This is a genomic window from Kitasatospora sp. NPDC092286, from assembly GCF_044755565.1.
In the GTDB taxonomy this organism is placed as follows: Bacteria; Actinomycetota; Actinomycetes; order Streptomycetales; family Streptomycetaceae; genus Kitasatospora.
In genome coordinates this window covers 12,181-36,908 of the sequence record NZ_JBIVRD010000033.1, presented here as the reverse complement: position 1 = coordinate 36,908, position 24,728 = coordinate 12,181, and the positions used below count along the sequence as shown (strand labels likewise).

Below are 24,728 nucleotides of genomic sequence, written 5' to 3'. Positions count from 1 at the left end.
AAGCTGCGTCCCTTTCGGGGCGGCTCGGTGCACAGCGGCGTCGATCTGTGAGGACCGGGCGGGACTCAGGTGAGAGCCGGCTCCCGCTGATCCAGATCGATGCTGTTGAGCAGCGAGTGCTCGTCAGCGACAGCGGTGAGAGCGTCGTTCTCGGCCTGCATCCGAAGAAGCTCGGATTCAAGGTCCTGGACGCGCTGCTGAAGCCGTCGCATCTCGGAAAGCATTCGCGGGTCGGGGCCGCCGACGTACCCGAGAAGCGCCTTTGCCATGATGAATGGTCCTCCACGCTGAGTGACCGAACCGGAACGGTACTGGTCTAGGGGGAAGGGTGACGCACGCGCGGCGCTCCACCGGCAGTGCTGGCTGGGCACTGCGGCACACGCACCGTGAGCTGGGCTCACCGGGGCGTGCACCTACCGGGAAAACGCGGTCGTGTGCGCGGGTTTCCAGCGTCTCACCAAAGACTGTACGGGTCAACACGATCACCGCACGCTACCGCGCCCCTGTCACCTGCATGGCGGTGCTGTCACGCCAGACGGTCTCGGGCCGGTCCACCGCGTACTCGTGGATCATCGTTCGCTGCGGAGTCAACCACGAGTCTGCCCGGATGGCAACCGCATGACACCGAAGGTGGTCGGTTGTTTCGGGCGGCCCGGTGGGAGGCCCGGCCCAACCGCCCTGCCCGGCGGCCGGTTCGGCGGTCGGCTCAGCGGATCTCGAAGCCCTCGTAGCCGCTGCCGACGGCGGTCCAGATCTCGGTGACCCCGGTGACGGCGCCGGGGGTGTCGGGGCCGCGGAGCAGGGCGAGCAGTTCCTCGCAGTCGACGGCCGCCCCTTCGGCCACCACCTGGACCCGGCCGTCGCCGAGGTTGCTCGCATAGCCGGTCAGGCCGATCTCCAGCGCCCGCGCCCTGGTCCACCAGCGGAAGCCGACCTGCTGGACCTTGCCCCGCACCCAGGCGGTCGCCCGGACCGGTTCATCGCTGTGCGCGTCACGACCGTGCATGCCCCAGACCCTATCCGGCGCCCTCGCGGCCTGCCCGGTCAGGGCTCCACGGGCCCTTCCACCGTCCAGCCCGGGCTGTGGATCTCCATCTCCAGCTCGCCCCGCCGCCCCTCCTCGCCGCAGGTGCGGCAGACCCAGGCCGGGTCGTAGGGGTGCGGCTCGTGCCCTTCGGGGGCGTGCTCGAAGATCACGGGCGGCTCGGGGGCGAGCCAGCGGTCGCCCCAGCCGAGCAGCGCCTGGGTGAGCGGCGCGAGGTCCCGGCCCGCCTCGGTGAGGTGGTACTCGTAGCGCGGCGGCCGCTCGCTGTAGGCGCGGCGCTCCACCACGCCCGCCTCCTCCAGGGCGCGCAGCCGCGCGGTCAGCCGGTCGCGCGGGGCGCCGGTGTTACGGGCGATCCGGTCGAAGCGGTGGTTGCCGTAGAACAGTTCGCGGACGGCGAGCAGCGCCCACTTCTCACCGACGACCTGGAGGGCGGCGGCGATCGAGCAGGGCCGGCCGGGGAGGGCCGAAGGAGTGCGGGAGGTCACCCGGCCAGCCTGCCACACCGGGTTGTGTTCTCAAACTCAATCGGCCGGCGCTCCCGGCCGGCCTCCGGCAGCACGACGGCCCCGCCGTCACCGGCGGGGCCGTCCGTGGTCGACCGGGTGGCGGCTCAGAATCCTCCGCCGAAGTCCCCGCCCCCGCCGAAGTCCCCGCCGCCCCCGAAGTCCCCGCCGTCGAAACCGCCGCTGTCGAAGCCGCCGCCGAAGTCCTCGGAGCTGAAGTCCGCACCGGAGTAGTCGCCGCCCTCGAAGGACGAGCCGGCGTCCATCATCGGCGCGGCCGCGTAGGCCGGGCCGCTCATCATCGAGCCGAGCATGGTGCCGACCAGCAGCCCGGGCAGCAGCCCGCCGCCGAAGCCGCCGAAGTAGCCGCCCGCCCACGGCGCGTACGCCGGGCCGGCGTTCCAGTACGGCTGCGGGCCGTGCTCGGTCGGGACGGTCCGGATGTCCGGGTCCTGTCCGGCGGCGAGCCGGGCCGCGTCCGCCTGGCAGACCGGGACGGTGCGCGCCGCGCCGCCGGCCGGGGCCCAGTCGGCGTCCCGCACGGACGGGCCGTGCCGGGGGTCGAAGAAGCACGGCGGACGGCGCTCCGGCAGCGACCGCTTCTCCCGCCGGGCCGCCAGCGTGGCCAGCGAGAACCGGCCGTCCTCCAGCGCCTCGGTGACCGGCTTGACGTCCTCCGGCCCCTTCGCCTCGTCCATGCTCCGCTTGGCCCGCTCGTACGAGTCGAGGGCGTGCGCGTAGTCGGCGCGCTGGGTGTCGTCGGCGTCCGCCGCACCCGGGCTGAAGTCGAGCCGGTCCAGCTCCTCGCCGAAGGCGGTGATGTCCTCGTCCACCACCTGGCGCAGCTGGGCCAGGTCGGCCAGGCGCTGCTCCTCCTTGCGCCGCTTGGCCCGGCGGAAGAGCAGGAACACCCCGGTGCCGGCCAGCGCCAGCAGGGCCAGCGGGACGACGATCGCGGCGGTCGAAACGCCGCCGCTGTCGCTGTCGCCGTTCACGCCGTGGCCCTTGACCTGCGGGGCGGCGGTGTCGACGAAGTCGTTGAGGACGGCGTCGATGTCGCCCGGGTGGGAACGGAAGGACGCGCCCGCGATCCGCTCCGCGTTCACGCTCGGCAGCGCGGACTTGTCGGAGCGGGCCTTGAACTGGTCGCCGCTCCAGATGCCGTAGGTGCCGGTGATGCCGGTCTTGGTCCGCAGGTCGGTGAAGACCGTCGTGGCGCCGTACGGATCGGCGGCCGGAACCACCGCGATGAAGATCGGCTTGTCGGCCTTGCGGATCTTCGCGGTCAGGGCGTCGGCCTGGCTCTGGCCGAACCGGCTTTCCATCGCCGGGTCGACGTACACCCGGCCCTGCTTGAGAGCGGCGGCGGCATCGTCCAGCCCGCCGGCCGCCGAGGCGGTCGGCGCCAGCAGGAGCAACAGCCCGAGCACCGCCGCCACGAGGGCCAGCGGCCCGGCGCCCCGGGAACGTCGTCGAGCAAGGGTTCTCATGCCTTGACGCTACCCCGGCCGGCCTCCCGGCACGGCATACCCTTCGCGTACGGGGACCGCCGCGCACCCCCATCGTCCGCCGGGGGCGGCGCCCTCCTCCGGGATGATGTTCCCCCCGGCCGCCCCTGAGCCTGCCCGGGGGCGGGAACCCGGGCCCCGGCCCGGTCGTACGTCCCGGCGGGCCCACCGTGGTCACACCCGTCCTGACGCTACCCCGGCACCAGGCATAGTGGTGCCGGACCACCTGTCCCATGACCTTCTCTTGACCACTTCTCTCGATCGGAGCACTCGGTGTTCATCGGCCTCGTCACCGCCGTGGCGGCCTCCGCCTGTTACGGCACCGGCTCGGTCCTGCAGGCCGTCGGATCACGTCGCTCCGCCCGGGAGGAGGCCGCCCGGGGCTCCGCGGCCGGAGTCACCGAGCACGGCGGGCCCAGCCTCTCCTCGACCGCGAAGGCCGCGGTCACCTGGGAGTTCATCGTCGGCACCGTGCTCGACCTGATCGGTTTCGGGCTCGGGGCGCTGGCCGCCCGGCTGCTGCCGCTGTTCCTCTCGCAGACCATCATCAGCGCCAACCTGGTGATCACCGCGGTGCTGAGCATCAAGCTGCTCGGGATACGGCTGAAGCAGCTGGAGTGGGCGTCGATCGGCGTGCTCTGCTCGGCGCTGGTGCTGCTGGCCGTCTCGGCCGGCCCGGAGGGCGGCCACCACGCGTCGATGGCCTTCCACTGGGGGCTGCTGGCGATCACCACCGTGCTGCTGGCCGGCGGCGGACTGCTGGTGCGGCGGATGGGCGCCAACGGCGCGATCGTCGCCGGTCTGCTCTCCGGCCTCGGCTTCGGCGCCCTCGGCGTCGGCGTGCGCATCCTCAACGGCGTCGACCCGTTCGAACTCGGCAGGCTGCTCTCCGACCCGGCCCTGTACGCGATCCTGGTCGGCGGCCTCGGCGGGATGTACGTGCACACCGTCGCGCTGCAGATCGGCTCGGTGAACGGCGCGACCGCCGCCCTGGTGGTCGGCGAGACCGTCCTGCCCGGCGCGGTCGGCGTCCTGTGGCTCGGCGACTCCTCCAAGGCCGGCCTCGGCTGGCTCGGCGTCCTCGGCTTCCTGCTCGCCGTGGTCTCCGCCGTCGGCGTCGCCTACTTCGGCCAGGACACCCACGGCGCCCTCGGCGACACCGCCGCCGAGCCCGAACTCACCAAGCACTGACGGCTCGGAGCGCCCTTCAGCCCCCGCTGCGGGCCCGTGGCACGCGCTGGCAGCGGGGGCAGAAGTAGCTGGACCGGTTCATCCAGGCCGCGCGGCGGATCGGGGTGCCGCAGCGGCGGCAGGGCTCGTGCTCACGGCCGTAGGCGTCGAGGTCGCGGGAGAAGTAGCCGCTCTCGCCGTTCACGTTGACGTAGAGGCTGTCGAAGCTGGTGCCGCCGACGGCGAGGGCGGCGGTCATCACGTCCCGGGCGTGCGCCAGCAGTACGGCGGCCTGGGGGCGGGTGAGCGAGCCGGTCGGGCGGTCGTAGTGCAGCCGGGAGCGCCAGAGCGCCTCGTCGGCGTAGATGTTGCCGACGCCGCTGATCAGGGTCTGGTCCAGCAGGGCCCGCTTGACCGTGGTGCGCCTGGCGCGCAGCGCGGCCACGAAGGCGGCGTCGTCGAAGCGCGGGTCGAGCGGGTCGCGGGCGATGTGCGCGAGGGAGACCGGGGTCCCCTCCGGGTCGCCGTCCTCGGCCTCCTCCACCGCGAGACCGCCGAAGGTCCGCTGGTCGACGAAGCGCAGTTCGCGCCCGCCGTCGGTGAACCGCAGCCGCACCCGCAGATGCGTCTCGTCGGGCACCGCCGGGTCCTGGACGAGCAGTTGGCCGCTCATCCCGAGGTGGCCGAGCAGTGAGAATCCGGTTCCGGCACCGGAGAGCGGCACCCAGAGGTACTTGCCGCGCCGCTGCGCGCTGCCGAGCGTGGTGCCGGTCAGCCGGGCGGCGAAGTCGGCCGGCCCGGCGGGCTGGCGGCGCACCGCGCGCGGGTGCAGCACCTGGACGCCGGCGACGGTCCGGCCGGCGACCCAGTTCGCCAGCCCTCGGCGGACGACCTCTACCTCGGGGAGTTCGGGCACGTGAACTGGCCTCCTGCGACGGGGATCTGCAGGAGGAAGGCTACTGCGAACTCAGGCGCCACCGGGCAGGCGGTTGGCGTACTTCTCCTTGATCGCCCGCCAGGCGCTCTCCGCGGCCTTCTGCTCGGCTTCCTTCTTCGAGCGGCCGACACCGGTGCCGAAGTCCTCGCCGGCCACCCGGGCAGCGGCGGTGAAGGTCTTCTCGTGGTCCGGACCGGACTCCGCGACCACGTACTCCGGGACTCCGATACCCGCCGAGGCGGTGAGTTCCTGAAGGCTGGTCTTCCAGTCCAGGCCGGCCCCCAGCTGAGAGGACTCCTCGATCAGCGGGTCGAACAGCCGGTGGACGAACTCGGTGGCCGCGTCCAGGCCCTGGTCCAGGTAGACGGCGCCGATCACGGCCTCGACGGTGTCGGCGAGGATCGACGACTTGTCGCGACCGCCGGTGCCCTCCTCGCCCTTGCCGAGCCGGATGAAGACGCCGAGGTCCAGACCCCGGCCGACGTCCGCGAGCGCGCGGGAGTTCACCACCGCGGCGCGCAGCTTGGCGAGCGTGCCCTCGGGGACGTCCGGGTGGACGCGGTAGAGGGTGTCGGTCACCACCAGGCCCAGCACCGAGTCGCCGAGGAACTCCAGGCGCTCGTTGGTGGGCAGCCCACCGTTCTCGTACGCGTACGAGCGGTGGGTCAGGGCACGTACCAGAAGGGCGCGCTCAAGTGTGTACCCGAGGCGCCCTTCCAGGACGTCGTATTCGGTCGAAGCCGGCCCGCCGGCCTTTCCGCCGCCCGAAGGACCCTTCGGGGCGATGGCCGCCTTGCGGGAGGGATTACCGTCCGACATCGATCCGTGCACCCCGCCGATCAGACCGAGAGGACCTGGCGGCGGTTGTACGTGCCGCAGCTCGGGCACGCGATGTGGCCGAGCTTCGGCTCGTGGCAGCGGTCGCACGCCACGAGGGCCGGAACGACGGCCTTCCAGTTGGAACGGCGGTGGCGCGTGTTGCTGCGCGACATCTTCCGCTTCGGAACAGCCACGGCTACTTCTCCTGGTTCTCGGCGGCACCCTCACGGGTGTCGCTGTTCTTGATCCCGTCACCCTCGTCGCCGGGGGCGGCGGAGAGTCCCTGCAGAGCCGCCCACCGGGGGTCGGCGGCCTCGTGGTGGTGCGCCGGGTCGTCGCTCAGGCGCGCTCCGCATTCGGAGCACAGGCCCAGGCAGTCGTCCTGGCACACCGGCTGCAGCGGCAGTGCGAGCACCACCGCGTCACGCAGCACCGGCTGGAGGTCGAAGAAGTCGCCCTCCAGACGGTAAGTCTCTTCGTCCGAGTCCTCGTCGAGGTCCTCGGCCCCGGCGGTCCGGGCGCGGTGGCGCTCGTCGGACTCCGGGTAGTAGTACAGCTCCTGGAAGTCCACCTCGAGGTCGTCCTCGACCGGCTCCAGGCACCGTGCGCACTCGCCCTCGACCCGGGCCTCGGCGGTGCCGGTCACCAGCACACCCTCGACCACGGACTCCAGGCGGAGCTCCAGCCGGATCTCGCTCTTCTCCGGGACGCCGATCACATCGATGATCCCGAGGCCCTCGGGGGCCTCCAGGGTGCGGGACACCTTGCGCAGCGAGCCCGGGCGACGTCCCAGCTCGTGCGTGTCGAACACGAGGGGGTCGCGGTGGTCGAGGCGGTTCAAGGTGTCCTGACTTCCTGAGGAGACTGAGGTGCGGCGCTGCTCATCGGATGATGCGCGGGCAGACCGACGGCCCGACACGGAGAGGCCGGAGTGGTCAGACTACCGGAGTCTCCCGTCAGGCCCAACTTCGGTCCCGGCCGGGCTCCCCGCCGGGGCCCTCGCCGGGCACCCCGTGAGGCACCCGGCCGGGCGGCCGGGATCAGCGGCCGCCGAGCTCCCTGAGCCTGGTCATGTCGATCATGCTGGTGTCGAAGAAGCTGGTCTCGTCCAGCCCCTGCTGCTGCTGCGGGAGCTGCGGCGGGGCGGCCGGCGGCGGCGGGTAGCCGCCCCCGGCGGTCTGCTGGGGCTGCCCCCACGCGTCGTACTGCTGGGCGGCGAAGCCCTGCTGCTGGGGGTAGCCGTCCGTGCCGTCCGGCTGCGGGTTCCCCCAGGCGTCCTGCCGCCCGGCCGGGTAGCCCGGCTGCTGGGGCGGCTGGGGCGGCTGCTGCGGGTAGCCGTACTGGGCGCCGTAGGGGTCGCCCTGCACGGCCGGGTCGAAGCCGCCGCCGTAGACCTCGGCGTACTGCCCGCCCTGCTGCTGGGCGGCCGCGTACTGGTCCGCGCCGGGGGTCTGCCAGCCGGCCGCGGCCGGGGTCTGCTCGGGCCAGGTCTGCTGCTGCGGCACCTCTTCGCGGTACCAGGGGATCTCCTCGCCGTCGGCGTCGGCGGCGAAGCCCGCCGCGACCGCCTCGGCGCGGTTCTTGGCCTGCTGGGCCTGGTCGGCGGCGGCCAGGTAGGCGCCCAGCTCGTCGATCGGGGCCTTGCCGAGCAGCTTGTCGCGGCCCTTGCCGACGGCCGCCAGCGTCTTGCCGAGGACGGCCTCCAGGGTGGCGAGCTTCACATCGACGTACTCGTCGACCTCGGGGCTCGGGCTGATCCGCTGCTGCGGCCGGAACTCCTCGCCGTCGCTCTCGCCCTCGTACTCGGTCTCGAAGACACTGGCGTCGCCGCGCAGCTTGGTCCGGCCGCGGCCGACCGCGCCCAGCGTCTTGGTGAGCACGACCTCGAAGTTGGCGAGCTTGCTGTCCACGTAGTCGTCGGCCTCGCTGAGCTTGGCCTCGACCTCGGCCCGCGCCTCCGCGAGGATGCGGTCCGCCTCGGCCTGGGCCCGGCGGACCACCTCGGTGTCGGAGATCAGCGAACCGCGCTCGGCGTGCGCGCCCTGGATGATCCGCTCCGCCTCGGCCTGCGCCTCGGCCACCACCTGCTCGTGGTCCGCCATCACGGACTGCGCCTGGGCCAGTTCGGCGGGCAGGGCCGCCCGCAGGCCCTGGAGCAGACCGACCAGCTCGGCTCGGTTCACCACGCAGGAGGCCGACATCGGCATCGCGCGGGCGTTCTCGACGGCCGCGACGATCTCGTCGACCTTGTTCTGCACGTCCACGGGGCTTCGTCTTTCCGTGTGCCGCCGACGGTCCGGCGGAGGCAGGCCCAGCGCGGTGGACCTCACCGCAGGGCAGGAACACAGACTTTACGGCCACCGCCGCGCGAGGTCACAACGCCCGGACCGGACCGCCCGCCCGGACCGGGGACAACTCATGACGAACCGGCAGAAACGGACTCCGAGCGGACGGGCGGGCGAACGGACGGACGAGCGGAAAGCCCGCGCGTTACTGCGCGGCCCTGCGCTCCGCGATCCGGTCGACCAGCCGGCGGTGCACCGTCTCCGGCAGCAGGTGCGAGACGTCGCCCCCGTACGAGGCGACCTCCTTGACCAGGGTGGACGACAGGAAGCTGTACGTCGGCGAGGTCGGCACGAACAGCGTCTCGACGCCGCTGAGGCCGTGGTTCATCTGCGCCATCTGCAGCTCGTAGTCGAAGTCGCTGACGGCACGCAGGCCCTTGATGATCGCCGGGATGTCGCGCTCCCGGCAGAAGTCCACCAGCAGGCCGCTGTGCGACTCCACCACGATGTTCCCGTACTGGGCGGTGGTCTCCTCGATCAGGCCGATCCGCTCCTCGATGGTGAACATGCCCTGCTTGTTCCGGTTGATCAGGACCGCGACATGCACCACGTCGTACAGCTTCGAGGCCCGCTCGATGATGTCGAGATGACCGTTGGTGATCGGGTCGAACGATCCGGGACAGACGGCGCGACGCATGGCGTGGGTGCTCCCTCATCGGGTGACGGCTGCTGCGGGCCTCGGCCCGTTACGAGTGTTGGCGAGCCTCGGCGGCGGCGCGACCGTACCAGAGCGTGCCCTCGCCGTAACGGCGCGAGCGCACCCCCTCGAAGCCCTCCGGCCAGCCGAACCCGCCACCGCGGGTGCTGCGCTCCACGGTGACGAGTGCGCCGTCCGCGAGCCAGTCCCCGGCCAGGAGTGTGATCAGCATCTCGCGCACCTCGTCGTCGGTGACGACGTACGGCGGGTCGAGAAAGACCAGGTCATACGGGACCTCCGGGGCCGGCCCCACGATCACCTTCTCGGCCCGGGCGGCCCGCACCTCGGCCCCCGGGAGGTTGACGATCCGGACGTTCTCCCGGATCACCCGGGCCGCCTGGCCGTCCGCCTCGACCAGCAGCACGTGCTCGGCGCCGCGCGACAGCGCCTCCAGACCGACCGCGCCCGATCCGCCGAACAGGTCGAGCATCCGGACCCCGTGCAGGGTCCCGCGCAGCGACTCCAGGGTGGAGAACATCGCCTCGCGGGCCTTGTCGGAGGTCGGGCGGGTGCCCCGGCCGGGCGGTACGGCCAGCCGACGGCCGCCGGCCGCCCCGGCGATGACGCGGGTCATGGTGGTGGGAGGTCCTTTCGTCGCTGCCCACCACGCTATCCCCTGCTCCGCGCTCGGCTCGCCTCCGGGGCGCTGGTGCCCGGTACCGCCGCCCTCCCTCCCGCGCCCCTTCGGCTCGCTCGCGTCGTCGGCCCCTCGACTCAGCCCGGTCCGGGGGGAGGGGCCGGGTGCTCAGCTTGCGTCGGGGACCGCGGTCTGGGCCGGAACGGCCGCGCCGAGCAGTGTCGGCGAGGCGTAGCGGGACCAGGAGAGGCAGCCGTCGGGCGGGCAGAACTCGGGGCGGCGCGGGTCGTGGCCGAGCTCGCGCAGCTTGGTGCGGACGGAGTCGGGCGTGCGGCCGAAGCGGGCGGCGATCCGGGCGATGGTCTCGCTGTCGTGGAACCGCCGGACCAGCTCCTCCTCGTGCTGCGGCACCCAGGGGGCGCCATGGCCGGGGTAGAGCTCGCGCAGCACGTCACGGTCGGGGATGGGCTCGGAGACATCGGCGACGATCGCCAGCGCCCGCAGCGCGCGGTTGAGCGCGATCCGCAGCGAGGCGACGTCCTCGACCGGCAGGCGGAGCCGGCCCGAGGCGAGCGGCGAGGCCGCCGCCCCCTCCCGCCAGCCGGTCAGGGTGAGGGTGACCTCGCGGTCGTCGTCGCTGGCGAGTTCGATCCGGAAGACCTTGTCGCCCAGCGGGAGCTCGTTGAGATGACGGAATGCCATGGCATGACCCCCAAATGTCGCGCCAGGTACGCACGTTGGGAGTGCGCCCTGAACAACTCCATTCTCTCCCGGGGGTCTGACAATCGACCCTGGACGAACGCGCTCAGCCCTTCTCCATGTAGGCCGCGCGGTCCTCGTCGATCAGGCTCTCCAGCGCGGTGCGCAGATCCGGATGGGCGGCCAGCCCGGGATCCTCGGCGACCAGCCGGGTGGCCTCGGTGCGGGCCGTCACGATGACGTCCTCGTCCTCCAGCACGGACAGCACCTTGAGCGAGGACTTCACCCCGGACTGCGCCTGGCCCAGCACATCGCCCTCGCGGCGCTGTTCGAGGTCGATCCGGGACAGCTCGAAGCCGTCCAGCGTGCCGGCGACCGCGTCCAGCCGGGCCCGGGCGGGGCTGCCCGTCGGCATGTCGCTGACCAGCAGACAGAGGCCCGCCGCGCTGCCGCGCCCGACCCGGCCGCGCAGCTGGTGCAGCTGGGAGACGCCGAACCGGTCCGCGTCCATGATCACCATCGCGGTGGAGTTGGGGACGTTGACGCCGACCTCGATCACGGTGGTGGCCACCAGGACGTCCACCGCGCCGGCCGTGAACCGGCGCATCACCTCGTCCTTCGCCTCGGGCGCCAGCCGGCCGTGCAGGATCTCCACCCGCAGCCCGGCCAGCGGCCCCTTCTCCAGCATCTCGGCGGTCTCGACCACGGACAGCGGGGGCCGGCGCTCGTCGCTGTCGGCGCCCAGGTCCTCCGGGTCGTCCGGCGCCGGCTTGCGCTTCTTCTTCGCGTTCTTCGGGTCGGTGGGTTCCTCGTCCCCGATCCGGGGGCAGACCACGTACGCCTGGTGGCCCTTGGCCACCTCCTCGCGGACCCGCTCCCAGGCACGGGCCAGGAAGTTGGGCTTCTCGACGGCCGGGACGACATGGGTGGAGATCGGCGAGCGCCCGGCCGGCAGCTGGTCCAGCACGGACGTCTCCAGGTCCCCGAAGACCGTCATCGCGACGGTGCGCGGGATCGGGGTGGCCGTCATCACCAGCAGGTGCGGCGGCTGTTCGCCCTTGGCCCGCAGGGCGTCCCGCTGCTCGACGCCGAAGCGGTGCTGCTCGTCCACCACGACCAGGCCGAGGTCCTGGAACTGCACCTTGTCCTCGATCAGCGCGTGGGTGCCGATGGCGACGCCCGCGTCACCGCAGGCCATGTCCAACAGCGCCTGCCGCCGGGCCGGAACGCCCATCGAGCCGGTCAGCAGCACCACCTTGGTGCCGAGGTCCGAGCCGCCGAGCATGCCGCCCTCGGCCAGGTCGCCCATCATCTCGACGATCGAGCGGTGGTGCTGCTGCGCCAGCACCTCGGTGGGCGCGAGCAGGACGGCCTGGCCGCCGGCGTCCACCACGGCGAGCATGGCGCGCAGCGCGACCAGCGTCTTCCCCGAGCCGACCTCGCCCTGGAGCAGCCGGTGCATCGGGTGGGAGGTGGCCAGGTCGGCGGCGATCTCGGCGGAGACGGTCCGCTGGCCGTCGGTGAGGGTGAACGGCAGCCGCGCGTCGAAGGCGTCCAGCAGGCCGCCCGCCCGGGGCAGGCGCGGGACGGCGGGCAGCGCGGAGTCGGCGGCCCGGCGCTGGGCGAGCGCGACCTGGAGGACGAACGCCTCGTCCCAGCGCAGCCGGCTCTGGGCGCGCTCGCGGTCGGCCTGGCTGCGCGGGCGGTGGACCAGCTCCAGCGCCTCGGGCAGCGGGATCAGGTCGTGCCGCTCGCGCAGTTCGGCGGGCAGCGGTTCGCCGACGTCGGCCAGGTGCTTGGTGAGCGCCGTCTCGACGCAGATCGACAGCTTCCAGCTGGGCATCTGGGCGCTGGCGCCGTACACCGGGATGAGCCGGCCGGCGAACTGCCGGGCCGCGTCGGACCCGGCGTCCTCGTCGAGCAGCTGGTAGTCGGGCGAGACCAGCTGGCGGGTGCGGTTGAAGACGCCGACCTTGCCCGCGAACAGGCCCTGGGCGCCGGTCCGCAGCTCCTTCTGCCGCCAGCCCTGGTTGAAGAAGACCAGGGAGAGCCGGCTGCGGCCGTCGGTGACGACGACCTCCAGGCGGTCGCCCTTGCGGCCGCGGAACGGGATCAGGGTGACCTTCTCGATCCGGGCCAGCACGGTCACGTGCTCGTCGATCTCCAGCTCGTCCAGGCTGGTGAGCTGGCCGCGTTCGACGTAGCGGCGCGGATAGTGGTGCAGCAGGTCCCCGACCGTGCGCAGCTTGAGGCTGTCGGCGAGCACCTTGGCGGTACGGTCGCCGACCAGTTTGGTCAGTGGTTCATCGAGAGCGCCCATCACGCCCTGTTTACACCACCGGGCCGACAGAACCACCGGAGCGGCGGTGCGTCAGCCCGGCGGACCGGCGGGCCGGCGGGCCGGCGGCTCACTCCACCCCGATCAGCAGCGGCGCGGACTCCTGGCCGCCGTGGAAGACCACCGCGTCGACCTCGGGGCGCCGGTGCCGGGCGTGCGCGACCAGCCGCTCGGCCAGGCCGGCGGGCGCGCCCTCGCCGAGGACCAGGGTGACGAGTTCGCCGCCCGCGCCGAGCATCCGGTCGAGCACGCTCTCGCCGACCTCGGCCAGCCCGGTGCCGATCACCGCGACGTCGCCGTCGATCAGGCCGAGCACGTCCCCGGCCTGGCAGACCCCGGCCATCGTCCAGGACTCCCCCTCGGCGAGGGCGAGTTCGGCGTGCCGGGTGGCACCGGCGGCGGACGTCATGGCCACCACGTCCTCGTCGAACCGGCGGCCCGCCTCGTGCACGGCCAGCGCGGCCAGGCCCTGGACCGGCGAGCGGGTGGGCAGCACCGCGATCCGTATGCCCTCCTCGCGCAGCTGGTCGGCGGCGGCCCCGGCGGCGGCCCGCAGTTCGGGGTCGTTGAGCAGCAGGACGACCTCGCGGGCGGCGGCCCGCCGGACCGCCTCGGCGAGTTCGGCGCTGGCGGGCGGGCGGTCCGGGTCGGCGCGCAGCACGGCGGCACCGGCCTGTTCGCAGAGTTCGGCCAGGCCCGCGCCGGAGACCACGGAGAGCACCGCCCGGGCGCGCTCCGCTCGCTCGCCCCGCTCGGCCGCGGTGCCGGAGCGTGCGGCGGCCTCGGCGAAGTGCGTGATCCGGATCTGGTGCGGGCGCCCGGCCTCGACCCCGGCCTCGACGGCGGCGCCCGCGTCGTCCACGTGGACATGGACGTTCCACAGGCCGTCGCCGCCGCCGACCACCAGCGAGTCGCCGAGCGCGCCGAGCCGCGTCCGGAGCGCGGGCAGCGCCTCGTCGGGCGCGTCCAGCAGGTAGATCACCTCGAAGGCGGGGTGGCCGGGGCCGGGCGGCCGAAGGTGCGCGCCCGCGCAGCTCTCGGCGGTCCGGACGTCCCCGCGCAGCGCGACCGGGCCCATCGGCTGGTGCCCGGCCACCGCGTCGGCGAGGGCCCCGAGCACGGCGACCAGGCCGCGCCCGCCGGCGTCCACCACCCCGGCCTCGGCCAGGACGGAGAGCTGCTCGGGGGTGTGCCGCAGCGCGTCGCGGGCGGCGCGGTGGGCGGTGTCGGCGACCTGGGCGAGCCCGCCGCCGACCCGGGCCGCCTCCCGGGCGGCCACCCGGGCGACGGTCAGCAGGGTGCCCTCGACGGGTTCCGCGACGGCCTGGTAGGCGGACTCGGCGGCGCGCTGGAGCGCGGCGCGCAGCTGCTCGGCGCCGCCGCCCCCGGCCAGGGTCTCGGCGGTGCCGCGCAGCCACTGGGCCAGGATGACGCCGGAGTTGCCGCGGGCGCCGATCAGCGCCCCCCGGGCCATCGCCCGGGCGGCCTCGGCGAGCCCGGGCTCCGGGTCCCCGGCCGGGTCGGTGAACCGGCTCTCCACCGCGGCCGCGGCCGACTCCACGGTCAGATAGAGGTTGGTGCCGGTGTCTCCGTCCGGGACGGGGTAGACGTTGAGTGCGTCGATCTCCTCGCGGGCCTGGCCGAGCGCGCGCAGAGCCAGCTGGCACCAGGTGCGCACGGCCGGGGCGTCGAGCGTGTGCAGCACCAGGTCTCCTCCGGATGGGACGCCGTGATGGCCTGAGAGTGAACGGCGAGGGGTGATACCGGCAGGTTATCGGGGGCCGGGGGGCGGCGCCGGGGGGCCGTGAGCGAAGCGATCACCCGCGTGGTCGTGGTAGTTTCGTCGAACGGAAGCAAGCGTTGTATGCTCTTCCGGTTGCCTGGAACAATCCGGGCTCACCCTTCGGTCCGGTCCGGTTCACGAGAGTGCTCCGCTGGTCCAGCGGGGTTTTCGAACGTAAATGATCTGAAGTCTTGGAGTGACTCCTGTGGCTGCCAACTGCGACGTCTGCGGCAAGGGGCCGGGCTTCGGCAACAGCATCTCCCACTCTCACCGCCGTACCCCCCGTCGTTGGAACCCCAACATCCAGACGGTGCGCGCTGTGATTGGGCGGACGCCGAAGCGGCTCAACGTCTGCACCTCGTGCATCAAGGCCGGTAAGGTCTCGCGCTGACGCGCAGACCGGTAAGCCGGTCCTCCAGTCAGCCGGTTCATCTTCGGATGAACCGGCTTTCTGTTTTTCCGCACCGTCATGGGCGGGCCCTCGGGCCCGCCCATGACGGTGTCAGCGCCAGCGCCAGGCGTGGTCGACCGGTCCGATCCCGGCGCCGAGCGCGAACCCGCCGGCGATCGCCCCGGTGATGTACTCCTTGGCGGAGGCCACCGCCTCGGGCAGCGACTCGCCCTTGGCGAGGCCTGCGGCGATCGAGCTGGCCAGGGTGCAGCCGGTGCCGTGGGTGTGCCGGTTGTCGAAGCGCGGAGCTCGGTACCAGTACTCCTCCCCCGCCCCGCCGTAGAGCAGGTCGGCGGCCTCGCCCTCCAGGTGGCCGCCCTTCACCAGCACCCAGCGCGGACCGAGGTCGAGCAGCGCCTTGGCCGCGTCGAGCATCTGCGCCTCGCGCTCGACGGTCCGGCCGGTGAGCTGCGTCACCTCGTGCAGGTTGGGCGTGGCGAGGGTGGCGACCGGCAGCAGTCTCTCCCGGACGGTGGCGACGGCCTCGGCGGCCAGCAGCGCGTCCCCGTGCTTGGAGACGCCGACCGGGTCGACCACCACCGGGGCGTCCACCCCGGCCAGCAGCTCGGAGACGGTCTCGACCAGCTCGGTCGAGGCGAGCATGCCGGTCTTCACGGCCTGCACCCCGATGTCGTCCACCACACTGCGGAACTGGGCCCGGACGGCCTCGGCCGGCAGCTCCCAGTAGCCCTGGACCCCGAGCGAGTTCTGTGCGGTGACGGCGGTGATGACGCTCATGCCGTGGACGCCGAGGGCGAGCATCGCCTTGAGGTCGGCCTGGATGCCGGCGCCGCCGCCGGAGTCGGAGCCGGCGACGGTGAGCACACGCGGAGGAGCGGTGGCGGGGGTGGGGGACGCAAGAGCCATGCGCCCAACCTACCCGGGCCGGTTCAGAGCACGGCTTCGGATTCCAGCCAGCGGTCCTGCGGCACGGTCTTGAGACGGGTGACGGCCTGCGCGACCGGCACCAGCTCGATGGAGTTGCCGCGCAGCGCGGTGAAGTACCCGAACTCGCCCCGGTGGACGGCCTCCACCGCGTGCCAGCCGAACCGGGTGGCGAGCACCCGGTCGCGGGCGGTGGGGGTGCCGCCGCGCTGGGTGTGGCCGAGGATGACCGGCCGGGCCTCCTTGCCGAGCAGGTTCTCCAGCTCGTTGGCGAGCCGGTTGCCGATCCCGCCGAAGGTCTGGTGGCCGTACTGGTCGACGGTGCCGTGGTCGAAGCGCATGGTGCCGGGCAGCGGGGCGGCGCCCTCGGCGACGGCGATGATGGCGAACTTCTTGCCCCGGGAGAAGCGGTCCTCGACCATCCGGGCCACCGCCTCGATGTCGAACGGCTTCTCCGGGATGAGGATGCCGTGCGCACCGCCCGCCATACCGGCGGTGAGGGTGATCCAGCCGGTGTGACGGCCCATCAACTCCACCACCATCACACGCTGGTGGGATTCCGCGGTGGTCTTCAGCCGGTCGATCGCGTCGGTCGCGACGTGCACCGCGGTGTCGAAGCCGAAGGTGACGTCGGTGGCGTCGATGTCGTTGTCGATGGTCTTCGGGACGCCGACCACCGGCAGCCCGGCGTCGCTGAACATCTTGGCGGCGGTCAGCGTGCCCTCGCCGCCGATCGCGATCAGCGCGTCGATGCCGATGTCCCGGGCCAGGGTCTGCGCGTTCTCCACCGCCCAGGCGATCCGGTCGCGCTGCACCCGGGCCGAGCCCAGGATGGTGCCGCCGAGGGTCAGCAGGCCGGTGACGTCGTCGTGCGAGATCGGCCGGGTGCGGCCCTCGATCAGGCCGAGGAAGCCGTCCTCGATGCCGACGATCTCGTCGCCGTGCACATCCGTGCCGCGGTGCACCACGGAACGGATCACCGCGTTGAGGCCGGGGCAGTCGCCGCCGCTGGTCAGGACACCGATGCGCATGGTGGCTGTGCTCTCCCGCTCCGCAAGTGGTTCAGACCACCCGCGCCGAAGGGCGGGCGGGCCCGGTCGTCCGCAAGCCTACGCGGTCCGTCCCCCCGTGCCCGTCCACCGCACTCGGGGAGCGTCCCGGACGTCGTCCCCGCCCGTCCCCGCGCCGTCCGCACCACCCGCGCCGGGGCGTCGTCCACCCGGCCGGACAGGTCACTCGGCGAAGTGGTCCCAGCCGCCGACCCGGTCCCAGGCCTCGCCGTCCACCGTCACCCGGCCGCCGCGGGCGGGCCTCGCCCGGCCGGCCACCACGCCCACCACCCGCCAGCGGGCGGGCAGTTGGGCCCCGCGCGGGAAGGTCGCCACGATCGCGTGGTCCTCGCCGCCGGAGAGCACCCAGACCAAGGGGTCCACCCCGACCGCCTGGCCGATGTCGGCCATCTGCGCCGGGACGTCGAAGTCGGCGGCCCTGAGGTCGATGTCCACCCCGCTGGCCCGGGCGACATGGCCGAGGTCGGCGACCAGCCCGTCACTCACGTCGATCATCGCGGTGGCGCCCAACTCGGCCGCGGCCGGGCCCGCGTGGTACGGCGGCTCGGGGCGGCGGTGCGCCTCGACGAAGGCCCGCGGGGAGCGGAACCCGCGCTGCAGCACGGTCAGTCCGGCGGCCGACCAGCCGAGCCAGCCGGTGACCGCGACCACGTCGCCCACCTGTGCCCCGGCGCGCGTCACGGGCGCACGCCCCTGAAGGTCCCCGAGCGCCGTGATGGCCAGCGTGATGGTGTCACCGCGCACCACATCGCCGCCGACCACCGTCGCACCGGCCACCTGGCACTCGTCGCGCAGCCCGTCCATCAGCTCGGTGGCCCAGGTGGTGGGCAGATCGGCGGGGGCGACCAGCCCGAGCAGGATCGCGGTCGGCACGGCACCCATCGCGGCCACGTCGGCGAGGTTCTGCGCGGCGGCCTTGCGGCCCACGTCGTAGGCGGTGGACCAGTCCCGGCGGAAGTGCCGGTTCTCGATCAGCACGTCCGTGGTGGCCACCACCCGGCCGTCCGGCGCCTTCACCACCGCGGCGTCGTCACCGGGACCGAGGTCGACGGCGTCGGTGAGCGGTACCCGGGCGGTCAGCTCCCTGATGAGGCCGAACTCGCCAAGCTCGCCCACGGTCCCCTGCATCTGCGTCCTCTCGCGTTCCAGCCGGAAGCTTGTCGCCGTACGGCACAAGCGGCCCCCGCGCGCAGCGTACGCCCTTCCAGAGCGCCGAGGTCTCCCCTCCTCGGCCCGCTGCGGGGTAGCGTGGTGATCAGACTGCCGGTGAGCCCGTTCCCACCCTCGCGCCTGACCGGGCGATCACGGCGGCGATCCCCGTAACCAGCCGCCGGGAGGTCCCCGTGGTACAGGCATACATCCTGATCCAGACCGAGGTCGGCAAGGCCACTCCCGTGGCCGCGGCCATCTCCGAAATCCCAGGTGTCATCCAGGCCGAGGACGTGACCGGTCCCTACGACGTGATCGTGCGGGCCGAGTCCGAGACCGTCGACGACCTCGGCCGGCTCGTCGTCGCCAAGATCCAGAAGGTCGAGGGCATCACCCGGACCCTCACCTGTCCGGTGGTGCATCTGTAGGCCCGGCTACCATCGGCGGGTGGCCAGAGAACTCCGTGTCCCCCGCGTCCTGGCGGCACTGCCGGCCCCCGTCCGGTGGCTGGCGGTGCCCGTCGCGCTGACCTGCACCGTGGTGGTGCTGCTCGGCAGTTGGAGCGCGCCCGAGAAGATCGAGGCGCCGACGCCGACCAGCCGCCAGGCCGAGTACTGCCGCGCGCTGGTCGCCGCGCTGCCGTCGACCCTGCTCGGCCACCAGCGCCGGGACCCGTCCCCCGCCTCACCGTTCGTCGCGGCCTGGGACACCAGCCCGCGCACCGTGCTGCGCTGCGGCGTGCCGCACCCCGAGGGGCTCACCGGCGACCGCCAGGCCGAGATGTCCCCCACGGTCAACGACGTCACCTGGTGGCCGGAGCAGCTGAACGACGGCGGCTACCGGTTCACCGCCACCCAGCGCGCCGCCTTCGTCGAGGTGACCGTCCCCGGCGGGGTCACCGCCAACCCGCTGGACGCGGCCGCCGCCCTCTCCGACGTGGTGAAGGCCAACATCCCGTAGCGACACGGTAGGTGCGAGGGCGGGCCGGGAGCTTCCCGGCCCGCCGTCGTCCGTCGTCCGTCGCCGGTCCGGACCGGCTACCGCAGGCCGGTCGAACGGCGCAGCGCCGCCTGGAGCAGCCGGTCGACCAGCTCCGGGTACGTCAGCCCGCTGGCCTCCCACATCTTCGGGTAGGCCGAGATCGGGGTGAAGCCGGGCATGGTGTTGATCTCGTTGATCATCCAGCTGCCGTCGTCCAGCAGGAAGAAGTCCACCCGGGCCAGGCCCTCGCAGCCGAGCGCCTCGAAGGCCTCGACCGCCTGGCGCCGGATCTCGGCGGTCTCCGGCTCCGGGAGCCCGGCCGGGATCCGCACCTCGGAGGAGTCGATGTACTTGGCGTCGAAGTCGTAGAACTCGTAGCCGCCGCCGACCAGGATCTCGGCCGGCACGCTCGCCCGCGGCCCGTCCTCGAACTCCAGCACCGCGCACTCGATCTCGCGGCCGGAGACACCCGCCTCGATGATCAGCTTGGGGTCGTGCCGACGGGCCTCCTCGATCGCCGCGTCGAGGTCGGCGAGGTCCTTGACCTTGGTGATGCCCATGCTGGAACCGGCCCGGCAGGGCTTCACGAACAGCGGCAGGCCCAGCTCGGCGGCCCGCTCGCGGACGGCGGCGCGGCCCGCCTCGCTCTCCCACTCGCGCGGACGGACGACGGTGTACCGGCCGACGCCCAGGCCGTGCGAGGCCAGGACGCGCTTGGTGAACTCCTTGTCCATGCCGACCGCGCTGGCGAGCACGCCGTTGCCGACGTAGGGCACGCCGGAGAGCTCCAGCAGGCCCTGCAGGGTGCCGTCCTCCCCCCAGGGGCCGTGCAGCAGCGGGAAGACCACGTCGACCTCGCCGAGCACCTTGGGAGCGGAGCCCGGCTCGCTCCAGACCACCTCGCGGCTGCCCGGGTCGAGCGGCAGCGCGACCCGGCCGTCGAGGGCCTCGGCCACGTGGGCGACGTCCGGCAGACGGCCGTCGGTGATCGCCATCCGGGCCGGTTCGTCGCTGACCAGCGCCCAGCGGCCCTCGTGGGTGATGCCGATCGGCAGCACGTCGTACTTCTCGCGGTCGATCGCCCTGAGCACGCTGCCCGCGGTGGAGACCGAGATGGCGTGCTCGGAGCTGCGGCCGCCGAAGACGATCGCTACGCGCGGCTTCGCGGACGGATTCGGGGAGGTCTGTTCGATGCTCATATCGGGTTTGAGACTACCGTGCGAAAGGTTTCCGGAAAGTGCGCCGCCCCGGAATCCCCGGCGCCCGGGCGCCGGGGACGGGGGTGGGGACGGACGGCGGGAACAGGCCGCGGGGACGGGCCGTCAGTGCCGTTCCGGCTTGGCCGACCGCGCCATCAGCGCGGCCAGCGCCTCCTGGGTGGGCCGCCCGTTGTGCACCACGTCCACCACGGCCTCGACGATCGGCATGTCGACGCCGTTGCGCCGGGCCAGGTCGAGCACCGACTCGCAGGACTTCACGCCCTCCGCGGTCTGCCGGGTGGCGGCGATGGTCTCCGCCAGCGACATGCCCCGGCCGAGGTTGGTGCCGAAGGTGTGGTTGCGCGACAGCGGCGAGGAGCAGGTCGCCACCAGGTCGCCCATCCCGGCGAGCCCGGCGAAGGTGTACGGGTCGGCGCCGAGCGCCAGCCCCAGCCGGGTGGTCTCGGCCAGCCCGCGGGTGATCAGCGTCGCCTTGGTGTTGTCGCCGAGCCCCATGCCGTCGGCCATGCCGACCGCCAGGCCGATCACGTTCTTCACCGCGCCGCCCAGCTCGCAGCCGATCACGTCGCTGTTGGTGTACGGGCGGAAGTACGGGGTGTGGCAGGCCGCCTGGAGGCGCTTGGCGACCGACTCGTCGGTGCAGGCCACCACGCTCGCGGCGGGCTGCCGGTTGGCGATCTCCCGCGCCAGGTTGGGGCCGCTGACGACCGCGACCCGCTCCGGGCCGACCCCGGCGACCTCGGCGATCACCTCGCTCATCCGCTTCGCCGTGCCCAGCTCGATGCCCTTCATCAGGCTGACCAGCACGGTCCGCGGGCCGAGCAGCGGCGCCCAGGCGGCCAGGTTCTCGCGCAGCGTCTGCGAGGGCACCGCGAGCACCGCGAACTCCGCGCCGGCCAGCGCCTCGGCGGCGTCGGTGGTGGCCCGGATCGACGCCGGCAGCTCGACCTGCGGCAGGTAGTCCGGGTTCACCCGGGTGGTGTTGATGGCGTCCACCAGCTCCTGGCGGCGCCCCCAGAGCACCACCTCGCTGCCGGCGTCGGCCAGCACCATCGCGAACGCGGTCCCCCAGGAACCCGTCCCGAACACGGCACATCGGGTCACTTGCCGGCCTCCTCGGTTCCGTTCGTGCGCGTGCCCGCGGCCCGTTGCCGCTCGGCCGCCGCGGCGGTGGCCCGGCTCCGGGCGGCCGCGCGCATGTCGTACCGCTCGGCCGGCGGCTCCTCGCCGCGGATGTCGGCCAGCACGGCGGTGATCGCCGCCATGATGTCCTCGGTGGCGTCCCTGAGCACCTGGGCGGTCAGCTCCTGGCCCTGGTACTTGCTCAGGTCCACCGCGGGCCCGGCCGCCACCGTCACCCTGTGGCGCGGGAACAGGTTGAACCTGCCCCGCCCGGAACCGCCCCTGCCGTACGGCGGGATGATCTCGTGCGCGCCCCAGTGCGCCACCGGGATGACCGGCGCGCCGGTCATCAGCGCGACGCGGGCCACCCCGCTCTTGCCGGTCATCGGCCACAGGTCCGGATCCCGGGTGAGCGTGCCCTCCGGGTAGAACTGCACACACTGGCCGTTGTTGACCGCGTCGATCGCCGCCCGGAACGCGGCCGCGGCGTCGGTGGACTCGCGGAACACCGGGATCTGGCCGGTCTTGCGCAGCATGAACCCGATGAACGGCACCGAGAACAGCGAGGACTTCCCCAGGATGCGCGGCGGGCGCCCGCTGTTGTACTGCCAGTGCGCGTACACCACCGGGTCGATGATCGAGTTGTGGTTGACCGCGGCGATGAAGCCGCCCTTCTCCGGAAGGTGCTCCCAGCCCCGCCAGTCGGGCTTCACCAGGGCGGTCGTCACCGGCTTCACCAGCACGGCCGCGAAGCGGTACCAGATGCCGTAATCGGCGTTGCCGAAGCCGGCGTACGAGCGGCGGGCCACCCCAGGTCCTCCTCATCCGGTGCGGCACCCGGGGTGCCGCAGTCATAACCTTCCGGTGCCGCGCACCGGCGAACCGCTGCCCGGAACCCGGGCGCGGAACAGTCTCGCCCGACCGCTCACCGCCTGTCGAGCAACCCCGCCAGCACATCCGGCAGGCGTGATCAAACGCACGTCCGCACAGCTGGGACGGCCTGGCGAGAGCTCCTGGACCGGCGTCACAATGACGCCGATGACCCAGGACACCGTACGCCCCAGCGGGCCCGTCGCGCCCCCCGCACCCACCGGCGGCTGGTCGCTGGTGCTGCCGCTCAAGCCGCTCGCGCTGGCCAAGACCCGGCTGGCCCCGTTCGCCGGGCCGCACCGGGCGGACCTGGCACTCTCCTTCGCCCTCGACACCGTCGCCGCCGCCCTGGCGACCTCCGGGGTGTCCCGTGTACTGGTGGTCACCCGGGACCGGGACGCCGGCGCCCGGCTGGCCGCGCTGGGCGCCGTCGTCGTCGACGACGAGCCCGGCGGCGGCCTCAACCAGGCGTTGACGCACGGTGCGTCGGCCGCGCTGGCCCTCGCCCCGCACGCGCCGCTGGCGGCGCTCTCCGCCGACCTGCCGGCCCTGCGCCCGGCCGAACTGGCCCGGGTCCTGCGCGCCGTCCCGCCGACCGGGCGCGCCTTCCTGGCCGACAGCCCCGGGCTGGGCACCACGCTGCTCGCCTGCGCCCCCGGCAGCCCGCTCTCCCCCGCCTTCGGCGACGGCTCCCGGGCCCGGCACGCGGCCGGCGGCGCCCGCGAACTGCGGCTCGCGGGCGTGGAGTCGGTCCGTCGGGACGTCGACACCGGCGCCGACCTCACCGAGGCCCTCGCCCTCGGTGTCGGCCCGCACACCGGCGCCCTCGCGGTGCGGCTCGGACGCCCCTGAGCGGCGCCCCCGGACCGCGTTCCCGGCCCCGGGCCGGGCTCCGGACGCCGCCCCGGCCTGTCGGTACCGCTCGCTATGCTGCTTCCATGCAGGCCACCGCGTTCACCTTCGACCCCGCCACCCGGGCCGGCTCCGTGCTGCTCGACGACGGGACCCCGGTGCCGTTCGACGCGGCCGCCTTCGACGCCGGCGGCCTCCGGCTGCTGCGCCCCGGCCAGCGGGTGCGCATCCGCACCGAGGGCTCCGGCGAGGCCCGCCGGGTGGTCTTCCTCACCCTGCAGACCTTTCCGGACCCGGCCGCCGGCTGACGCCTCCCTCTTTTTTTCCGCTGGTTCCCGCCCGTTCCCGCCCGCGCGCCGGTCACTGCGCGCCATCGGATGCTGACTGAGGGCCCGGAAAAACGGAAGAGCCGTGGCGGCCCGTCCACCCGGAATTCCGGGAGGGGGTACGCCACGGCTCTCGAAGGCCGTCCTGCGACTACTTCGCGCTGGTCTTGCGCGCGGTGGTCTTGCGGGTGGTGGTCTTCTTCGCCGGAGCCGTCTTCTTGGCCGTGGCGGTCGCCTTCTTGGCGGTGGCCGTGGTCTTCTTCGCGGCGGCGGTGGTGACCGTCTTCTTGGCAGCGGCCGTCTTCTTGGTCGCGGCGGCGGAGGTCTTCTTGGCGGCGGCCGTGGTGGCCGTCTTCTTGGCGGGAGTCGCCTTGGTGGCGGTCGCCTTCGTGGCGGTCGCCTTCTTGGCGGCGGCCGTGGTCTTCTTGGCGGCGGCCGTGGTGGCCGTCTTCTTGGCGGCGGCCTTCTTGGTCGCGGCCGGAGCGGCGGCAGCGGCAGCGGCCCGCTTGGTGGCGGCGCGCTTGGCGGCCGGCGTCGCGGCGACACCGCTCTTGCCCGGGGTGAGGGAGCCCTTGGGCGCCTTCTTCACCGAGGGGCCTTCCTTCGGCAGCTTCTTGGCGCCGCTGACCAGGTCCTTGAAGCCCTGGCCCGGACGGAAGCGGGGCACCGAGGTCTTCTTGACCTTGACCTTCTCACCGGTCTGCGGGTTGCGGGCGAAGCGCGCGGAGCGCTCCACCTTCTCAAAGGTGCCGAAACCGGTGACCGACACCCGGTCACCCGCCACAACGGCACGCACCATGGTGTCGAGCACTGCGTCGACGGCCTCTGCGGCAGCCTTGCGACCGCCCAGCTGCTCGGCCACCGCTTCGACAAGCTGAGCCTTGTTCACGTCTTCCCCTTCGGAAACGGGCGCCGGATGATTCCATCCGTTCATTTCGCACGTTAGGTATGTATCTGCGGACTTTCAATTACCAAACGCGCGAATCACCCTAGTGTCGCAATGGATTTGCGCGTCGGCGACCTCAGTCGACGGGCGGGCGCCCCTCGTCGAGGTCCTGCACAAAGCGACTCAACCGCCTTGCCGCCCCCGGAAGATCGCGCTTGGCGGTCTCGGTGACGATGAGGAGTTGACGGGTGAGAGCGGTCTTTGCATCGGCAGACACGTTCAGCGCATGCACGCGGGCGTGAGCTTGCTTCAACCGCTCGGCCACAAGCGCGTAGAGCGCTGCGACTTCCGGGTCGTCCGGCCCCTCAGCAGGTGAGGCGGCGGCGTCCGGCCGATCGTCAATTCGGCGTTCGGATCCCCGGCCCGTGGACTCCGGTGACGCGGGTTCGCCGCCCGCGTACGGAGGTTCATGGTGCCGGTGCATGTACTGAT

Annotated in this window: 28 protein-coding genes; 6 read left to right on the top strand and 22 right to left on the bottom strand. The window is 73.1% G+C overall.

Annotated features, from left to right (window positions below):
• Positions 1–65: 65 nt before the first annotated feature.
• The 4 genes from ACIQIB_RS28465 to ACIQIB_RS28450 form a co-directional block, all read right to left on the bottom strand.
• Positions 66–269, bottom strand: a complete 204-nt coding sequence (locus ACIQIB_RS28465; protein ID WP_030243474.1) for a hypothetical protein — start codon at positions 267–269, stop codon at positions 66–68.
• A gap of 437 nt (positions 270–706) precedes the next feature.
• Positions 707–1,006, bottom strand: coding sequence for an acylphosphatase (locus ACIQIB_RS28460; RefSeq protein ID WP_363608914.1), 300 nt, complete (start codon positions 1,004–1,006; stop codon positions 707–709).
• 38 nt (positions 1,007–1,044) lie between these two features.
• Complete coding sequence (locus ACIQIB_RS28455; protein ID WP_363608912.1) at positions 1,045–1,533, bottom strand: helix-turn-helix domain-containing protein; 489 nt, start codon at positions 1,531–1,533, stop codon at positions 1,045–1,047.
• A 125-nt stretch (positions 1,534–1,658) separates the two neighbouring features.
• Entirely contained in the window at positions 1,659–3,041 is a 1,383-nt protein-coding gene (locus ACIQIB_RS28450) for a transmembrane domain-containing protein (protein WP_400761487.1), read from the bottom strand.
• Between the two features lie 291 nt (positions 3,042–3,332).
• On the opposite strand from ACIQIB_RS28450, the gene ACIQIB_RS28445 reads away from it, so the two are divergent.
• The gene (locus ACIQIB_RS28445; RefSeq protein WP_363608908.1) at positions 3,333–4,250 is read left to right on the top strand and encodes a hypothetical protein; all 918 of its coding nucleotides are present in this window, start codon (positions 3,333–3,335) and stop codon (positions 4,248–4,250) included.
• Positions 4,251–4,266: 16 nt separating this feature from the next.
• On the opposite strand, the gene mutM is transcribed toward ACIQIB_RS28445, so the two are convergent.
• The 10 genes from mutM to ACIQIB_RS28395 form a co-directional block, all read right to left on the bottom strand.
• Positions 4,267–5,145, bottom strand: coding sequence for a bifunctional DNA-formamidopyrimidine glycosylase/DNA-(apurinic or apyrimidinic site) lyase (gene mutM / locus ACIQIB_RS28440; RefSeq protein WP_363608906.1), 879 nt, complete (start codon positions 5,143–5,145; stop codon positions 4,267–4,269).
• A 51-nt stretch (positions 5,146–5,196) separates the two neighbouring features.
• A complete protein-coding gene (gene rnc / locus ACIQIB_RS28435; RefSeq protein ID WP_363608904.1) occupies positions 5,197–5,985 on the bottom strand; it encodes a ribonuclease III in 789 nt (262 codons plus the stop codon).
• A 20-nt stretch (positions 5,986–6,005) separates the two neighbouring features.
• Positions 6,006–6,179: a 50S ribosomal protein L32 gene (gene rpmF / locus ACIQIB_RS28430; RefSeq protein WP_030056747.1), complete on the bottom strand. Its 174-nt coding sequence runs from the start codon at positions 6,177–6,179 to the stop codon at positions 6,006–6,008.
• Positions 6,180–6,181: 2 nt separating this feature from the next.
• The gene (locus ACIQIB_RS28425; RefSeq protein ID WP_363608902.1) at positions 6,182–6,826 is read right to left on the bottom strand and encodes a DUF177 domain-containing protein; all 645 of its coding nucleotides are present in this window, start codon (positions 6,824–6,826) and stop codon (positions 6,182–6,184) included.
• Positions 6,827–7,025: 199 nt separating this feature from the next.
• Entirely contained in the window at positions 7,026–8,249 is a 1,224-nt protein-coding gene (locus ACIQIB_RS28420; RefSeq protein WP_400658664.1) for a cell division initiation protein, read from the bottom strand.
• Between the two features lie 226 nt (positions 8,250–8,475).
• On the bottom strand, positions 8,476–8,967 hold the full coding sequence (gene coaD, locus ACIQIB_RS28415; protein ID WP_363608898.1) for a pantetheine-phosphate adenylyltransferase: 492 nt from the start codon (positions 8,965–8,967) through the stop codon (positions 8,476–8,478).
• A gap of 49 nt (positions 8,968–9,016) precedes the next feature.
• A complete protein-coding gene (gene rsmD, locus ACIQIB_RS28410; RefSeq protein WP_363608896.1) occupies positions 9,017–9,601 on the bottom strand; it encodes a 16S rRNA (guanine(966)-N(2))-methyltransferase RsmD in 585 nt (194 codons plus the stop codon).
• 171 nt (positions 9,602–9,772) lie between these two features.
• Complete coding sequence (locus ACIQIB_RS28405) at positions 9,773–10,306, bottom strand: hypothetical protein (RefSeq protein WP_363608894.1); 534 nt, start codon at positions 10,304–10,306, stop codon at positions 9,773–9,775.
• Positions 10,307–10,409: 103 nt separating this feature from the next.
• On the bottom strand, positions 10,410–12,623 hold the full coding sequence (gene recG / locus ACIQIB_RS28400) for an ATP-dependent DNA helicase RecG (RefSeq protein ID WP_400761484.1): 2,214 nt from the start codon (positions 12,621–12,623) through the stop codon (positions 10,410–10,412).
• A gap of 88 nt (positions 12,624–12,711) precedes the next feature.
• Positions 12,712–14,346 carry a DAK2 domain-containing protein gene (locus ACIQIB_RS28395; RefSeq protein WP_400658659.1) on the bottom strand — a complete coding sequence of 545 codons (1,635 nt, stop codon included), beginning with the start codon at positions 14,344–14,346 and terminating at the stop codon, positions 12,712–12,714.
• Between the two features lie 283 nt (positions 14,347–14,629).
• Between ACIQIB_RS28395 and rpmB the strand changes: the two genes are divergently transcribed.
• Complete coding sequence (gene rpmB, locus ACIQIB_RS28390; protein WP_014138233.1) at positions 14,630–14,815, top strand: 50S ribosomal protein L28; 186 nt, start codon at positions 14,630–14,632, stop codon at positions 14,813–14,815.
• 111 nt (positions 14,816–14,926) lie between these two features.
• On the opposite strand, the gene thiD is transcribed toward rpmB, so the two are convergent.
• The 3 genes from thiD to ACIQIB_RS28375 form a co-directional block, all read right to left on the bottom strand.
• On the bottom strand, positions 14,927–15,742 hold the full coding sequence (gene thiD / locus ACIQIB_RS28385; protein ID WP_363608888.1) for a bifunctional hydroxymethylpyrimidine kinase/phosphomethylpyrimidine kinase: 816 nt from the start codon (positions 15,740–15,742) through the stop codon (positions 14,927–14,929).
• Positions 15,743–15,765: 23 nt separating this feature from the next.
• Positions 15,766–16,791 carry a 6-phosphofructokinase gene (locus ACIQIB_RS28380; RefSeq protein WP_363608886.1) on the bottom strand — a complete coding sequence of 342 codons (1,026 nt, stop codon included), beginning with the start codon at positions 16,789–16,791 and terminating at the stop codon, positions 15,766–15,768.
• Positions 16,792–16,992: 201 nt separating this feature from the next.
• Positions 16,993–17,958: a thiamine-phosphate kinase gene (locus ACIQIB_RS28375; protein WP_400658654.1), complete on the bottom strand. Its 966-nt coding sequence runs from the start codon at positions 17,956–17,958 to the stop codon at positions 16,993–16,995.
• A gap of 215 nt (positions 17,959–18,173) precedes the next feature.
• On the opposite strand from ACIQIB_RS28375, the gene ACIQIB_RS28370 reads away from it, so the two are divergent.
• Positions 18,174–18,407, top strand: a complete 234-nt coding sequence (locus tag ACIQIB_RS28370; protein ID WP_400658652.1) for an Lrp/AsnC family transcriptional regulator — start codon at positions 18,174–18,176, stop codon at positions 18,405–18,407.
• Between the two features lie 19 nt (positions 18,408–18,426).
• Complete coding sequence (locus ACIQIB_RS28365; protein ID WP_400761482.1) at positions 18,427–18,939, top strand: DUF3515 family protein; 513 nt, start codon at positions 18,427–18,429, stop codon at positions 18,937–18,939.
• 77 nt (positions 18,940–19,016) lie between these two features.
• Here the strand turns inward: ACIQIB_RS28365 and ACIQIB_RS28360 are convergent, their stop codons facing one another.
• The 3 genes from ACIQIB_RS28360 to ACIQIB_RS28350 all read right to left on the bottom strand — a co-directional run bounded on the left by ACIQIB_RS28360 (position 19,017) and on the right by ACIQIB_RS28350 (position 22,111).
• A complete protein-coding gene (locus ACIQIB_RS28360) occupies positions 19,017–20,159 on the bottom strand; it encodes a D-alanine--D-alanine ligase family protein (RefSeq protein WP_363608878.1) in 1,143 nt (380 codons plus the stop codon).
• Between the two features lie 123 nt (positions 20,160–20,282).
• The gene (locus ACIQIB_RS28355; protein ID WP_363608876.1) at positions 20,283–21,284 is read right to left on the bottom strand and encodes an NAD(P)H-dependent glycerol-3-phosphate dehydrogenase; all 1,002 of its coding nucleotides are present in this window, start codon (positions 21,282–21,284) and stop codon (positions 20,283–20,285) included.
• Positions 21,281–22,111 (bottom strand): lysophospholipid acyltransferase family protein, encoded by an 831-nt coding sequence (locus tag ACIQIB_RS28350; RefSeq protein WP_363608874.1) that lies wholly within the window; start codon positions 22,109–22,111, stop codon positions 21,281–21,283. The genes ACIQIB_RS28355 and ACIQIB_RS28350 overlap by 4 nt, the downstream gene beginning before the upstream one ends.
• Before the next feature lie 229 nt (positions 22,112–22,340).
• On the opposite strand from ACIQIB_RS28350, the gene cofC reads away from it, so the two are divergent.
• Together cofC and ACIQIB_RS28340 are read left to right on the top strand one after the other, a co-directional pair.
• The gene (cofC, locus tag ACIQIB_RS28345; protein ID WP_363608872.1) at positions 22,341–23,024 is read left to right on the top strand and encodes a 2-phospho-L-lactate guanylyltransferase; all 684 of its coding nucleotides are present in this window, start codon (positions 22,341–22,343) and stop codon (positions 23,022–23,024) included.
• Between the two features lie 86 nt (positions 23,025–23,110).
• Positions 23,111–23,332, top strand: a complete 222-nt coding sequence (locus ACIQIB_RS28340; RefSeq protein ID WP_363608870.1) for a hypothetical protein — start codon at positions 23,111–23,113, stop codon at positions 23,330–23,332.
• A gap of 169 nt (positions 23,333–23,501) precedes the next feature.
• Here the strand turns inward: ACIQIB_RS28340 and ACIQIB_RS28335 are convergent, their stop codons facing one another.
• Together ACIQIB_RS28335 and ACIQIB_RS28330 are read right to left on the bottom strand one after the other, a co-directional pair.
• Positions 23,502–24,239 carry an HU family DNA-binding protein gene (locus ACIQIB_RS28335; protein WP_363608868.1) on the bottom strand — a complete coding sequence of 246 codons (738 nt, stop codon included), beginning with the start codon at positions 24,237–24,239 and terminating at the stop codon, positions 23,502–23,504.
• Positions 24,240–24,372: 133 nt separating this feature from the next.
• Positions 24,373–24,561: a hypothetical protein gene (locus tag ACIQIB_RS28330; protein ID WP_363608995.1), complete on the bottom strand. Its 189-nt coding sequence runs from the start codon at positions 24,559–24,561 to the stop codon at positions 24,373–24,375.
• Positions 24,562–24,728: the final 167 nt, after the last annotated feature.

Bases quoted from the DNA above. Each gene is read 5' to 3' on its own strand.
- ACIQIB_RS28465 (WP_030243474.1), bottom strand. From the start codon at position 269: ATGGCAAAGGCGCTTCTCGGGTACGTCGGCGGCCCCGACCCGCGAATG.
- ACIQIB_RS28460 (WP_363608914.1), bottom strand. From the start codon at position 1,006: ATGCACGGTCGTGACGCGCACAGCGATGAACCGGTCCGGGCGACCGCC.
- ACIQIB_RS28450 (WP_400761487.1), bottom strand. From the start codon at position 3,041: ATGAGAACCCTTGCTCGACGACGTTCCCGGGGCGCCGGGCCGCTGGCC.
- rnc (WP_363608904.1), bottom strand. From the start codon at position 5,985: ATGTCGGACGGTAATCCCTCCCGCAAGGCGGCCATCGCCCCGAAGGGT.
- coaD (WP_363608898.1), bottom strand. From the start codon at position 8,967: ATGCGTCGCGCCGTCTGTCCCGGATCGTTCGACCCGATCACCAACGGT.
- rsmD (WP_363608896.1), bottom strand. From the start codon at position 9,601: ATGACCCGCGTCATCGCCGGGGCGGCCGGCGGCCGTCGGCTGGCCGTA.
- ACIQIB_RS28405 (WP_363608894.1), bottom strand. From the start codon at position 10,306: ATGGCATTCCGTCATCTCAACGAGCTCCCGCTGGGCGACAAGGTCTTC.
- recG (WP_400761484.1), bottom strand. From the start codon at position 12,623: ATGGGCGCTCTCGATGAACCACTGACCAAACTGGTCGGCGACCGTACC.
- thiD (WP_363608888.1), bottom strand. From the start codon at position 15,742: ATGGCTCTTGCGTCCCCCACCCCCGCCACCGCTCCTCCGCGTGTGCTC.
- ACIQIB_RS28380 (WP_363608886.1), bottom strand. From the start codon at position 16,791: ATGCGCATCGGTGTCCTGACCAGCGGCGGCGACTGCCCCGGCCTCAAC.
- ACIQIB_RS28375 (WP_400658654.1), bottom strand. From the start codon at position 17,958: ATGCAGGGGACCGTGGGCGAGCTTGGCGAGTTCGGCCTCATCAGGGAG.
- ACIQIB_RS28360 (WP_363608878.1), bottom strand. From the start codon at position 20,159: ATGAGCATCGAACAGACCTCCCCGAATCCGTCCGCGAAGCCGCGCGTA.
- cofC (WP_363608872.1), top strand. From the start codon at position 22,341: ATGACCCAGGACACCGTACGCCCCAGCGGGCCCGTCGCGCCCCCCGCA.
- ACIQIB_RS28340 (WP_363608870.1), top strand. From the start codon at position 23,111: ATGCAGGCCACCGCGTTCACCTTCGACCCCGCCACCCGGGCCGGCTCC.